Annotated in this window: 12 protein-coding genes; 8 read left to right on the forward strand and 4 right to left on the reverse strand. The window is 66.2% G+C overall.

Annotation, left to right across the window (positions count from 1 at the left end; genetic code table 11):
- Positions 1 to 3: 3 nt before the first annotated feature.
- Positions 4 to 693 (forward strand): 50S ribosomal protein L1, encoded by a 690-nt coding sequence (rplA, locus tag GGC30_RS09735; RefSeq protein WP_017506695.1) that lies wholly within the window; start codon positions 4 to 6, stop codon positions 691 to 693.
- A gap of 64 nt (positions 694 to 757) precedes the next feature.
- Here the strand turns inward: rplA and GGC30_RS09740 are convergent, their stop codons facing one another.
- Positions 758 to 1,366, reverse strand: coding sequence for an NAD(P)-dependent oxidoreductase (locus GGC30_RS09740; RefSeq protein WP_153923666.1), 609 nt, complete (start codon positions 1,364 to 1,366; stop codon positions 758 to 760).
- 53 nt (positions 1,367 to 1,419) lie between these two features.
- Here GGC30_RS09740 and GGC30_RS09745 point away from each other — a divergent pair, with 53 nt between their 5' ends.
- From GGC30_RS09745 to rplL, 6 genes are all read left to right on the forward strand, one after another.
- Entirely contained in the window at positions 1,420 to 1,836 is a 417-nt protein-coding gene (locus GGC30_RS09745) for a helix-turn-helix domain-containing protein (RefSeq protein WP_153923668.1), read from the forward strand.
- Positions 1,837 to 1,905: 69 nt separating this feature from the next.
- On the forward strand, positions 1,906 to 2,988 hold the full coding sequence (locus tag GGC30_RS09750) for an AI-2E family transporter (RefSeq protein WP_153923670.1): 1,083 nt from the start codon (positions 1,906 to 1,908) through the stop codon (positions 2,986 to 2,988).
- A 153-nt stretch (positions 2,989 to 3,141) separates the two neighbouring features.
- Positions 3,142 to 3,594 (forward strand): NUDIX hydrolase, encoded by a 453-nt coding sequence (locus GGC30_RS09755; RefSeq protein WP_284878058.1) that lies wholly within the window; start codon positions 3,142 to 3,144, stop codon positions 3,592 to 3,594.
- A 68-nt stretch (positions 3,595 to 3,662) separates the two neighbouring features.
- A complete protein-coding gene (locus tag GGC30_RS09760) occupies positions 3,663 to 4,235 on the forward strand; it encodes a DUF2059 domain-containing protein (protein ID WP_153923672.1) in 573 nt (190 codons plus the stop codon).
- A gap of 311 nt (positions 4,236 to 4,546) precedes the next feature.
- The gene (gene rplJ / locus GGC30_RS09765) at positions 4,547 to 5,062 is read left to right on the forward strand and encodes a 50S ribosomal protein L10 (protein WP_055754822.1); all 516 of its coding nucleotides are present in this window, start codon (positions 4,547 to 4,549) and stop codon (positions 5,060 to 5,062) included.
- 62 nt (positions 5,063 to 5,124) lie between these two features.
- Positions 5,125 to 5,508 carry a 50S ribosomal protein L7/L12 gene (gene rplL, locus GGC30_RS09770; RefSeq protein WP_055754823.1) on the forward strand — a complete coding sequence of 128 codons (384 nt, stop codon included), beginning with the start codon at positions 5,125 to 5,127 and terminating at the stop codon, positions 5,506 to 5,508.
- 188 nt (positions 5,509 to 5,696) lie between these two features.
- On the opposite strand, the gene GGC30_RS09775 is transcribed toward rplL, so the two are convergent.
- The gene (locus tag GGC30_RS09775) at positions 5,697 to 6,614 is read right to left on the reverse strand and encodes a PHB depolymerase family esterase (RefSeq protein WP_153923674.1); all 918 of its coding nucleotides are present in this window, start codon (positions 6,612 to 6,614) and stop codon (positions 5,697 to 5,699) included.
- Positions 6,615 to 6,733: 119 nt separating this feature from the next.
- On the opposite strand from GGC30_RS09775, the gene GGC30_RS09780 reads away from it, so the two are divergent.
- Positions 6,734 to 7,411 carry a type 1 glutamine amidotransferase domain-containing protein gene (locus tag GGC30_RS09780; RefSeq protein ID WP_153923676.1) on the forward strand — a complete coding sequence of 226 codons (678 nt, stop codon included), beginning with the start codon at positions 6,734 to 6,736 and terminating at the stop codon, positions 7,409 to 7,411.
- A gap of 40 nt (positions 7,412 to 7,451) precedes the next feature.
- Here the strand turns inward: GGC30_RS09780 and GGC30_RS09785 are convergent, their stop codons facing one another.
- Together GGC30_RS09785 and GGC30_RS09790 are read right to left on the reverse strand one after the other, a co-directional pair.
- Positions 7,452 to 9,428: a M61 family metallopeptidase gene (locus tag GGC30_RS09785; RefSeq protein ID WP_153923678.1), complete on the reverse strand. Its 1,977-nt coding sequence runs from the start codon at positions 9,426 to 9,428 to the stop codon at positions 7,452 to 7,454.
- Positions 9,429 to 9,661: 233 nt separating this feature from the next.
- The coding region (locus GGC30_RS09790; protein ID WP_153923680.1) for a M61 family metallopeptidase at positions 9,662 to 11,526 on the reverse strand (1,865 nt) is incomplete at its 5' end.

The following is an 11,526-nucleotide window of genomic DNA, read 5'->3' on the forward strand; positions in this document are numbered from 1 at the left end:
ACCATGGCCAAGCAAACCAAGGCCTTCAAGGCCCGCACCGGCGTGACCCAAGACCTGCTGCCGTTCTCCGACGCCATCAAGCTGGCCAAGGAAAACGCCAAGGCCAAGTTTGACGAGTCGCTGGAAATCTCGGTCAACCTGGGCGTCGACCCGCGTCACGCCGACCAACAGGTCCGTGGCGTCGTCAACCTGCCGTCGGGCACCGGCCGTGACGTTCGCGTCGCTGTCTTCGCCAAGGACGCCAAGGCCGCCGAAGCCACCGCAGCCGGGGCCGAACACGTCGGCGCCGAAGATCTGTACGAAAAGATCGCCGGCGGCTTCATGGAGTTCGACCGCGTGATCGCGTCGCCGGACATGATGGCCCTGGTCGGCCGTCTGGGTAAGGTGCTGGGCCCGCGCGGCCTGATGCCGAACCCCAAGGTCGGCACCGTGACCCCGAACGTGGCCCAAGCCGTCAAGGACGCCAAGGGCGGCGCCGTCGAGTTCCGCGTCGAGAAGGCGGGCATCGTCCACGCCGGCATCGGCAAGGTCTCGTTCACCCAGGACGCCCTGGAAGCCAACGTGAAGGCCATTGTGGACGCCCTGGTGCGTTCCAAGCCGTCGGGCGCCAAGGGCACCTATGTGAAGCGCATCAGCCTGTCCTCGACGATGGGCCCGGGCTTCAAGGTCGACCCGGCCTCGCTGGGCGCCTAAGTCGAAAGACAAGCCACACTGAAGAACGGCGGGGAGCGATCCCCGCCGTTTTTTCTTGCCCGGATCAGTAAGCCGCTGTGAAGCGGGCGCGGCTGTGCTTGGGGTTTTCCAGTTCGTCGACCATGGCGATGGCGTAGTCGGAGAAGCCGATCTTGCTGTCGCCATTGGCGTCCACGACCAGTTGGTCGGCCCCGGTGCGATAGCGGCCCAGGCGAGGCGTTTCCTCGATCAGGGCGGCGGGGGAGAAGAAGGTCCAGTCGATGTCCGTTTCCTGACGCAGGTCGTCCAGGAAGGTCAGGCCGCCCTTGGCGATGGGCTTCCACTCGGCCGGAAACTGCGGCGTATCGAACAAGAGGACGCCGGGCGCGACCTCCAGGCTGGCGGCGCCGCCGGTGACGAGCAGGCGCGGGACGCCGGCGGTCTTCAGCGCGCCGAGGATCGTCGCGGCGGGAACATCGAAGTGCAGGGCGCTGATGACCGCGTCCGAACCCTTGATCAGGTCGGCGAGCGCGGCGGCGTCCGAGGCGTCGCCGGCGACAGGCGTGACGCCGGTGGCGCTCGGGATCGCCTCAGGCTTGCGAGCGATGGCGGTGACCGTGTGACCGCGCGCGGCCAGTTCCTTGGTGATTTCCGAGCCGGCGCGACCGCTGGCGCCGAGGACTGCGACTTTCATGGAAGGCTCCTTTGGGTATCCAATGGATACCAGGTGCGATATGGGATGCGACCATGCAAGACGGCACCTCTCAGACACCTGGTCACCTTCACGAAACCTGGCTGCGCGGCGATGTGTTCGCGGCGAACTGTCCGACGCGCCAGCTGCTGGACCGCATCGCTGACAAGTGGAGCACCCTGATCCTGATCGTGCTTGGAGAGGGGCCGATCCGGTTCAACGCCCTGAAGCAGCGGGTCGATGGGGTGTCGCAGAAGATGCTGAGCCAGACGCTGAAATCGCTGGAGCGCGACGGGCTGGTGTCACGCTCCGTCGTGCCGACCGTGCCGGTATCGGTGACCTATGCGGTCACGCCGCTGGGCCGAACACTGATGGCGGCGATGCAATCGATCATCGACTGGGCCGAGACCCGGATGCCGGAAGTCGCGGCCGCGCAAATGGCCTATGATCAGCGATCCTCCGACGCCCACTGACTTTTTTATCGCGTGCGGCGAACGGCTACGCTCGACCCGCGTTCCTGTCGCGACCTTGAAGGGGGCGATATGTTCGGACTGGGAAAACTGATGGGCGACAAGCCTGGTGTGGGCGGCCACGACCCGTGGAAGGGGCGGCTGGCGTTTGGCGCCATCGTGCTGGTGGCGGCCTATTTCGCGGTCCAGCTGATCGTGACCTTGCAGACGCTGTGGCTGCTGATCTTCGGGGCCATCGTGGTGTCGGTGATCCTGCGCGCCCTGGCCGATCCCATCGTGCGCTGGCTGAAGGCGCCGGACCCGCTGGCCGTCTTCCTGTCGCTGCTGATCGTGATCGCGGTGCTGGCTGGCGTTCTGACCCTGTTCGGAACCCAGATCACCGAACAGGTCGTGGCCCTGTCCGCCGTGGTGCCGCAAGGCTGGGAGCAGGTTCAGTCCTGGATCCAGGCCCAACCCTATGCCGCACAGCTGTTGGAGCAACTACAAGGGCTGGGCGGCCGTGCCGGTCAGGCGTTGCAGGTCGCCCAGAAGTTCGCCCTGGGCTTCGCATCGGGTGTCACCACACTGGTTCTCGTCGTGGTCGCGGGCGTCTTCCTGGCGATCGAGCCCGCCAAGTCGCGCGAGGGGCTGCTGTCCATGCTGCCCATGGATCGGCGGCCGCGAATGCGCGAAGTGCTGAACAGCTGCGGGAAGGCGCTGAAAGGCTGGCTGAAGGCGCAGCTGTTCTCGATGGTTCTGGTCGGGACACTGACAGGGGTCGGTTTGGCCATCATCGGCGTGCCGTCGGCGCTGGGGCTGGGTCTGCTGACGGGACTGGCGCAGTTCGTGCCGATCGTGGGCCCCATCGTCTCCACCGTGCCGGCCGTGCTGGTTGGCGCCACGCAAGGGTGGCAGACGGCCCTGATGACGCTGGCGCTGTATGTCGTTGTGTCCCAGCTGGAGAGCAATTTCATCACGCCGATGGTGCAGAAGAACGTCGCGAACTTGCCCGTGGTGCTGGGCATCTTCGCCGTGGTGGGCATCGGCACCCTGTTCGGGCCGCTGGGCGTGCTGTTCGCCACGCCGCTGGCGCTGGTGCTGCACACTCTGATCACCATGCTGTACCGTCAGGACGTGCTGGGCGATCCAAAGGCCAAGGCGCCCGGCGAGAAATAAATGAGACCGTCCGTGGTCTGACAACTTGACGCAGCCGTCGCGATCCCGTTTCGAGGGCGGCCGCGACCGGCAGACCTGGAACCAGACGTGAAGATTGGGCGAGAGCCAGCACGAATCGTCAGGACCGCTCAAGCGATGGGCGAGGGCTGAGGCGTGCCGCAGGCCCGGTCGAAACGCACCACCCGCTCCGAGACCCGGCAGGTCGCGGCCCTGCCGTGGCGGCTGGAGGACGGCGAGCGTCGCATCCTGATGATCACCTCGCGCGAAACGCGACGCTGGGTGATCCCCAAAGGCGGGCGGATGGTCGGCAAGAGCGATCCCGAGGCCGCCGCCCAGGAGGCGATGGAGGAGGCTGGGGTCAAGGGCGACATCGACACCCAGTCCATCGGCGTCTTCCGATACGCCAAGGGTCTGAAAGACGGCGGCGTGCGCCAGTGCGTGGTGTCGGTCTATCCGCTGGAAGTGCTGATCCAGATGGGCGCCTGGCCCGAAGCGCATCAGCGCGAGCGCCGTTGGATGAGCCTGAGCGAGGCGGCGGATCTGGTTCATGAGCCCGACCTGGCCGCGCTGATCCGCGACTTCGACGCCACGCCGCTCGAAGATTGAGCAACCGTCGGTCGAATTCGACTGGCCTGCGGACCTGAGCCTTCCGATAAGTGGGCGGGGAGGCCATCATGATCATCACACGCAAACAGGCGCTGGCTGCGTCGCTGGGTCTGGCGCTGGGTCTGAGCGCGACAGGCGCGCACGCGCAGACGGCGGCTCAATCGGAAACGGTCGTCGTCACACGCGTCGAGCCGGCGCCGCAGGATGCCGGCTTGGCCCGCCGCAGCGCCCTGGCGCGCGAGTTGATTGATCTGTCCGTCGGGCCGAACTTCATGAAGGAGTTCGAGCGCGTCATGGTCGCGCAGATGGGCGAACTCGATAAGAAGGGCGGCGAAGAAGCGATTTGGGTCCGCACCAACATGCCGTCTATGGCTAGCAGAATGATCGAGCGGTTCATGGATGACTTGGCCCCAATCTACGGCTCCGTCTTCACTGAAGAAGAACTCGTCGCTCAGATCGCATTCTATCGCACGGCTGTCGGGCGTTCTGTCGCAGCCAAGACGATATCCTTGAGCATGGCCTCACAGGAGGTCGAGACCGCAGCGATGACGAACCTTCTGGAGGAGTTCGAGAGCAAATATTGCGCCCGGTTCGACTGCGGCGAGGCCGAACAGACCGGCGCCAAGCCCAGCCGGCGTTAAGCCGGGTTGATTTCCAACGGCGGCGCCTGTAAGAGCGCCGCTTCCCGTCGGAGGTTCATCTTCTGACGGTCCTGTCCGAGAACTTCGGGGCGTGGGGGTCACCCAGGCCATAACTGTCAGAGGGCCCTCTGACGCCGTGGGGAGATGGGGACGCGACCTTGCGCTGTCAGCCCGCATTCCGGGATGGACGCCGTCAGACGCATCCTTCGGACAATACGACCGGCTTTAACGCTTCGCAGCGATGCGACGCGCTTTGGCCAATCCGTCGTCGGGAATAAGCCCGGCGGCGAATACCAAGACTGGAGACCGCAATGGATCGCGCTCAAAAAGCCGAGTCTATCGAATCGCTCAAGGGCGTTTTCGCCGACGCCGGCAGCGTGGTCGTGACCCACAACCTGGGTCTGACCGTTGCGGAAATGGAAGATCTGCGTGGCCGTCTTCGTAAAGAAGGCGGCGCGTTCAAGGTGGTCAAGAACCGCCTGGCGCTGAAGGCGCTCGAAGCCGAGGAAGGCAGCGACTACCACAACCTGTTCAAGGGTCCCGTGGGCATCGCCTATTCCGAGAACCCCGGTACGGCCGCCAAGGTCGCCACCGAGTTCGCCAAGGCCAACGATCGCTTCAAGATCGTCGGCGGCTTCATGGGCTCGACCATCGTCGACCAAAAGGGCGTGGACGCACTGTCCAAGCTCCCGACACTCGACGAGGTTCGCGGTCAACTCATCGGCCTGCTCAACGCGCCTGCGACCCGTATCGCCGGCGTGCTGCAAGCACCCGCCGGTCAGCTGGCTCGCGTGTTCAACGCCTACGCCACCAAGGAAGCCGCGTAAGCGGCCCAGCCTTTCATCTCTGCATCACTCTCTAAAACCAATCCTCCGAAGGAAAACTGACAATGGCTGACCTCGCCAAGATCGTCGAAGACCTGTCCGCTCTGACCGTCCTCGAAGCTGCTGAACTCTCCAAGCTGCTGGAAGAAAAGTGGGGCGTCAGCGCCGCTGCTCCGGTCGCCATGGCTGCTCCGGCCGCCGGCGGCGGCGCTCCGGCTGAAGCTGCCGAAGAGCAAACCGAATTCACCGTCGTCCTGGTCGACGGCGGCGACAAGAAGATCAACGTGATCAAGGAAGTCCGCGGCGTCCGTTCGGACCTGGGTCTGAAGGAAGCCAAGGACCTGGTCGAAGGCGCTCCGCAGAACGTCGTCGAGAACGTCTCCAAGCAAGCCGCCGACGAAGTCGCCAAGAAGCTGACGGAAGCCGGCGCCAAGGTCCAGATCAAGTAAGATCTGACTTTCGGCATTTGCTGAAGATCGGAAAGGCCCGGCGGGAAACCGCCGGGTCTTTTTTTTGGCCTATCGCGAGTTTTTGCTGGGCCTATCGCGCTCCGCGCTACTTGAGGCCCGGCGCCACTTGAGGCCGAGTGGTGTCTGGTCGGTTGGCGGTGGAGTGAGGCGCCGCCCGTTGCTTCAGCTCAGGTTTGCGGTCGGCTGCGGGCGGCGAAGAAGGCCCACAGGGCGTCGTTGTCGGCGACCCAGCTGTGACCACCACCGGCGGTGATGCGGCCCACCACGTCCGCGCCGTCGCGGCAGGCGGCGTAGCCCTCTTCATAGACCTTGTCGGCGATCCAGCGGGTGTCGCGCACCTGGGTGCAGCCGTTCAGCTGGGCCCAGCGCTGTTCGGCGGCATGCATGGTGTAGCTCCAGTAGCCTGCGCCGCCGCCCTGGATCGGATTGGTCGTGTCGGCGTCTCCGGCGAAGGCGATGACCGGCATGGGGCGCGAAGGGCGGCAGGTGGCGGGATCCGGCTCCTCCGGGCGGTCCTTTCTGGGATTGCCGGCGCGCAAGCCGACGACCGGAGCGATGGCGGCAAAACGGTCGGCGGCGACGCAACCCAGCCAGGACACCATCCGCCCGCCGCCCGATAGGCCCGTCGCATAGATGCGGCTGTCATCGACGCAGCCCTGGTCGGCCAGATAATCGATGGCCCCCGTCAGATAGGCGACGTCGTCGGCATCGCCGGGACCGGGGACTGCGCCGGTGACGGTCGGCACGCCGGGGATGTTCCAGACGAAACCTTGATCGATCGGAATGCCGGCGTCGGGCGCGGCGACGATGAAGCCGTGCCGATCCGCCGCCTCAGCCAGGCCGGAAGACGCCAGCATCTTCTCTCCCGTGCCGCCGCTGCCGTGCAGCAGGAAGACCAGAGGCGCCGGCATTGCGGGGTTAAAACCGGTGGGCAGGTGGATGAGCATCGTACGCCCGGAGCGGCCGATGGCGACGGTCTGGGTCGCGCCCGCCTGTCCGATGTTGCAGGGGCCGGCCGCGTGCGCCGACGGGCTGAAGATCATCAGGCCCATCAGGGCGGCGAACAGACCGAACCAAGGCTTCATGCGACGTCATCTCCGCTGATCGAGGCCGAAAGGGTGGGGTGTTTTCGGCTTCGAGGCCAGTCTTGAGCGGCGCCGTGCGGCTTCCCATCTGTGGACACCCCAAGACGGAGCCATCCCCTATGAAAATTCTGTTGGTGCTGACGTCGCACGATCAACTCGGCGACACGGGCAAGAAGACCGGCTTCTGGCTGGAAGAACTGGCGGCGCCCTATTACGCGCTGAAGGACGCTGGCGCGGAGCTCGTGCTGGCCTCGCCCAAGGGCGGTCAGCCGCCGCTGGACCCCAAGAGCGACGACCCCGACGCCCAGACCGACGATACGCGCCGGTTCAAGGCCGACCCCGAAGCCCAGGCCGCCCTGGCCTCGACCGTCGTCCTGTCGTCGGTGAAGGCCGAGGATTTCGACGCCGTCTTCTATCCCGGCGGCCACGGACCGCTGTGGGATCTGGCGAACGACGCTGACTCCATCGCCCTGATCGAGGCCTTCGCCAAGGCGGACAAGCCGACCGGCTTCGTCTGCCATGCGCCCGGCGTGCTGAAGTCGGTGAACGGGCCGGATGGCAAGCCGCTGGTCAACGGCCGCAAGGTGACCGGCTTCACCAACTCCGAAGAGGAGGCCGTGGGCCTGACCGACGTGGTGCCGTTCCTGGTCGAGAACGTGCTGACCGCCAACGGCGGCGACTACTCCAAGGGGCCGGACTGGGGCTCCTATGTTCTGACCGACGGCAAGCTGGTGACCGGGCAGAACCCCGGCTCGTCGCACGCGGCGGCTGAGGCGCTGCTGAAGCTGTTGAAGTAAGGGACGTGTCTCCTCCCCGCGAGGCGGGGAGGAGACGCTTTCAGCGACGGCGGGGCGCGAGGATGTTGGACAGGCGATCCGGCGCGCCTTCGATCCGTTCCAGCCGCGGGTAGCGCAGGCCGTTGTGGTAGGCGAAGGCCACTGTGCGGAAGCGATCGCCGGACTTCAGCAACAGTTCGATTGGGGCGTCGGTCCCTTTCGCCGCCGTGACGGCGTCGCGCAACACCTCGGCCGAACCGGTCTTGCCGTTGACGGCGACCAGGCTCCAGCCGGCGCCGAGGCCTTGCTCGAAGGCGGGGCCGCCCCAGCGAATGTTGGTCAGCTTGTCGCCCGACAGGGTGAAGCCCAGCGAATATTGGAAGTCGTTGGCCCAGCCGCTCTGGACCGACTTCTCCGCCGCCGAGGGTGTGTCGGTGTAGGTCAGTCGCCAGCCGCCACGCTCGATCCCGGCCAGCGGCGCGCGGGCGTCGGGACCGACGGCGTCCAGACGGGTGCGCAGGAAGGCGGCCCAGTCGTGGGGATAGACGGCGTTCAGGGCCGCGACGACGTCTTCGAAGGTGTAACCCTGAGGCGCCCACTCGCCGTCGTCGTGACCGAAGAAGCCCCTGGCGAAATCATCCAGCGACTTGCGGCCATTGGTGCCCTCGCGGATCAGGGTGTCGGCGTCCAGCCAGACCAGCAGGCTTTCGCGGTAGTAGTCACCGGTGCCGCGCATCCACGAGGTGAACTGGCCTGGCACGCGATAGCCCAGCAGATTGTGGTTGTTGGTGTCCTGCAAGGCGCGCCACTGGCGGCCCGGCTGCTGGTCATAGAAGGCGGCGACGCTGGCCAGGGTGGCCAGGGCCACGTCCTTGGAATGCAGGCCCGACCGGGCGGCCAGCACATCGCCCCAGTATTCGGTCTGACCCTCATAGACCCACAGCAGAGTGTTCTGGGTCGGGACGTTATGGTTGGCGGTCAGCTCGTCCGCCGGACGCATGAACTTGCCGTTCCAGGAGTGAGTGTATTCGTGGGGCAGCAGGCCCCGGTCGCCGGCGCTCTTGGTCCAGTTGGTGAAGAAGTCGGGCGCACCGGTGTTCTCGGACGAGCGATGATGCTCCAGCCCGATGCCGCCCATCTGATCGGTCAGGGCGAACAGGAATTCGTAGTTGTCGAAGTGGCGGGCGCCGAACAGGCGGTCGGCCTGCTGGACCATGTTCTCGAACAGTTTCAGCTGGTCGTCGGTGGCGGCCAGACCCTTGGCCTCGTCGGCCAGGATGTTCAGGTGGACGCGCTCGCCGCTGGGGTCGATGTCGACGCGGCGATAGTGCGCGCCCGCGAAGATGGGGCTGTCGATCAGGGTGTAGAGGTCGGTCGGGGCGAAGGTCGCCACGTCGCCGTCCTGAGACGCCGTGGTCAAGGCCGTGCCGTATTTCCAGCCGGCAGGCAGGATCACTGAGGGGGCGACCTGGATCTGGCGGCTGAAATAGCCGGCCGGATAGAGGATGGCCTTTTCCCACTGCAGATTGACCATGGCCGGGGTCATCAGCACGCGCCAGTTGGAGGCGTCGGGTTGAGTCAGTTGCTGGAACTGCACGTCGATGCTGGTCACGCCCGCCGGGATGTCGAGGTGGAAGGCGTAAGGGTCCAGCGTGTCGCGCAGCCACTCGATCCGCTGGCCGTTGGCGGTGACGGTCAGGCCGGACAACAGCTGGATCGGGCCGGTGGCGGCGTGGTTGCCGGGCAGGAACTTCGGATAGAGCAGGGTCAGCGGGCCCGGGCTGGCGACCGGGATGGTCTGGCTGACGCGGATGATGCGGCGGTCCAGGTCGGTGATGTCGGCGCGGTACTGGATCACGCCCGGATAGGGCTTGTCCTGGGGGGCGGGAATGGTCGGCTGGGCGCGGGGCAGGGCCAGCGGCGCCTGGCTCGCATCGGTGACGACAGGGGTGGACTGGAAGGTCTGTGCTATCGCGGGAGCGGCTGCGGTCGTCATCAGGACGGCGAGGCAGGCGGCGGTCAGGCGGGTACGCGGCATTCGGTCATCCGGTTCGGCGAGGAAGCCGCACCGTCGGGGGCGAGGGGCGATGCGTCAAGCGCGGCGTTGTGTCTCCTCCCCATGAAATGGGGAGGGGGACCGCGAAGCGGTGGAGGGGCTCTTGAAGTCTCACAGGCGCCTGCGAGGCGGTGAAGAGCCCCTCCGTCACGGCGCTGAAGAAGCGCCGCGCCACCTCCCCACGCAGTGGGGAGGAGACGTATGTGTTCGGCGTTCTAGCGCCGGCGGGGCGTCAGGATGTCGCCCAGGCGGTCAGGTGTGCCGGGGATGCGTTCCAGGCGGGGGTAGCGCAGGCCGTCGTGGTAGTCGAAGACGACGGTGCGGTATTGCTCGTCGTCCTTGACGATCAGGGTGATGGGCGTCGACGGATCCTTGGCCGCGGTGACGGCCTCGGTCAGGCGTTCGGCGCTGGCGGCCTGCCCGTTGACAGCGACGATCTCCATCCCGGCGGCCAAGCCCGACTTGAAGGCCAGGCCGTTCCACTGGACGCTGCGGATCTTGTTGCCCTCGCCGGTCTGGAAGCCCAGCGAATAGGTGAAGTCGTTGCGTTTCAGCTCGGCATACAGGGTCTTCATGTAATCGGTGGGCTTGTCCGAATAGGCCAGCCGCCAGCCGCCGCGCGCCAGACCGTCCAGCGGGGCGCGGGCCTCGGGGCCATCGGCGTCCAGGCGGGTGCGCAGGAAGGTCGCCCAGTCATTGGCGACGACGCCGTTCAGGGCCGCGACCACATCCTCGAGGGTGTAGGGAGCCGGGGCGTAATCGCCGTCGCGGACGCCGTAGAAGGCGCGGGCGAAGTCGTCGAGCGACTTCCGGCCGCCGGTCTTCTCGCGGATCGTCGTGTCGACGTCGAGCCAGATCAGCTGGCCCTCCGAATAGTAGTCCTCGTCGCGCTGCCACGACAGCCAGCCCTTGGGCTGGCGCTGGCTGATGATGGGGTCGTTGGTCGTGTCCTGCATCGCGCGCCATTCGCGGCCGACGCGCGTGTCGAACGTCGCGGCGGTCATGGCCAGGGCGTCCATCGCCTGTTGCTTGCTGAGCAGGCCCGAACGGGCGGCGATCACCTGGCCGTAGTACTGCGTCTGGCCCTCGTAGACCCACAGCAGGCTGTTCTGCAGGGGGCTGTTGAAGTTGGGAACATACTGGTCGGCGGGGCGGCGCCATTTGCCGTCCCAGGAGTGGTTCATTTCGTGGCTGAGCAGGTCGCGGTCGGACAGGTGGGTATCCCAGCCGGTAAAGAAGGCGGGATCGACCGAGTTTTCCGAACTGCGGTGATGCTCCAGCCCGATGCCGCCCAGCTTGTCCGTCATGGCGATCAGGAAGTCGTAGTGGTCGAAATGGCGCGCGCCATACAGCCGGTCCATCTGATCAACCAGATTTCGCAGAATCTGGATTTGCTCGTCGGTAGCGTTCAGGCTGTCGGCCTTGTCGGCGACGATGTTGGCGCGAACGGGCGAGCGGCCGCCGGGATCGAGGTCGATCTGGCGATAGTGGACGCCGGCGAAGACCGGGCTGTCGATCAGCACTTCCAGATTGACGGGCTTGAAGTTCTGGACGTCGCCAGCCTTGGTTTCGGGCTCCAGCGCCGTGCCGAACTGCCAGCCAGCGGGGAACTTGACCGTGGGCTGGACCGTGATGTTCCGCGACCAGTGGCCGGCGGGATAGAGCAGCATCTTCTCCCACTGGATGTTCAGCATCTCGGGCGTCATCGTGATGCGACCCTGATTGCCGGTCGTCGGCGACAGGTGCTGCAGGGTGATGTCCAGCGCGGTCGCACCGGCCGGGACGACCACGTGGTAGGCGAAGGGATGAAGGGTGTCGCGAACCCACTGCACCCGCTGGCCGTTCGCCGTGATCTCGATGCCGGCGAGCTGCGCGATGGGGCCGACGGGGCCGTGGTTGCCCGGCAGCCATTCGGGGAAGAACAGGGTCATCGGTCCCGCCTGGGCGACCGGGATCGTTTCCTTCACCGCAAAGATGTGCTGGGCCAGGTTGGTGGCGTCGACGTCCAGCGTGATGACGCCGGGATAGGCGACGTCCCGCGCTTCCGGAATCGCAGGCAGAGGCGCGGGCAGGGCGGGCG

This window comes from Brevundimonas sp. SPF441 (genome assembly GCF_009661015.1).
GTDB classification, from domain to species: Bacteria; Pseudomonadota; Alphaproteobacteria; order Caulobacterales; family Caulobacteraceae; genus Brevundimonas; species Brevundimonas vesicularis.

Coding starts and splice junctions, on each gene's coding strand:
- rplA (WP_017506695.1), top strand. CDS start 4: ATGGCCAAGCAAACCAAGGCCTTCAAGGCCCGCACCGGCGTGACCCAA.
- GGC30_RS09740 (WP_153923666.1), bottom strand. CDS start 1,366: ATGAAAGTCGCAGTCCTCGGCGCCAGCGGTCGCGCCGGCTCGGAAATC.
- GGC30_RS09745 (WP_153923668.1), top strand. CDS start 1,420: ATGCAAGACGGCACCTCTCAGACACCTGGTCACCTTCACGAAACCTGG.
- GGC30_RS09750 (WP_153923670.1), top strand. CDS start 1,906: ATGTTCGGACTGGGAAAACTGATGGGCGACAAGCCTGGTGTGGGCGGC.
- GGC30_RS09760 (WP_153923672.1), top strand. CDS start 3,663: ATGATCATCACACGCAAACAGGCGCTGGCTGCGTCGCTGGGTCTGGCG.
- rplJ (WP_055754822.1), top strand. CDS start 4,547: ATGGATCGCGCTCAAAAAGCCGAGTCTATCGAATCGCTCAAGGGCGTT.
- rplL (WP_055754823.1), top strand. CDS start 5,125: ATGGCTGACCTCGCCAAGATCGTCGAAGACCTGTCCGCTCTGACCGTC.
- GGC30_RS09775 (WP_153923674.1), bottom strand. CDS start 6,614: ATGAAGCCTTGGTTCGGTCTGTTCGCCGCCCTGATGGGCCTGATGATC.
- GGC30_RS09780 (WP_153923676.1), top strand. CDS start 6,734: ATGAAAATTCTGTTGGTGCTGACGTCGCACGATCAACTCGGCGACACG.
- GGC30_RS09785 (WP_153923678.1), bottom strand. CDS start 9,428: ATGCCGCGTACCCGCCTGACCGCCGCCTGCCTCGCCGTCCTGATGACG.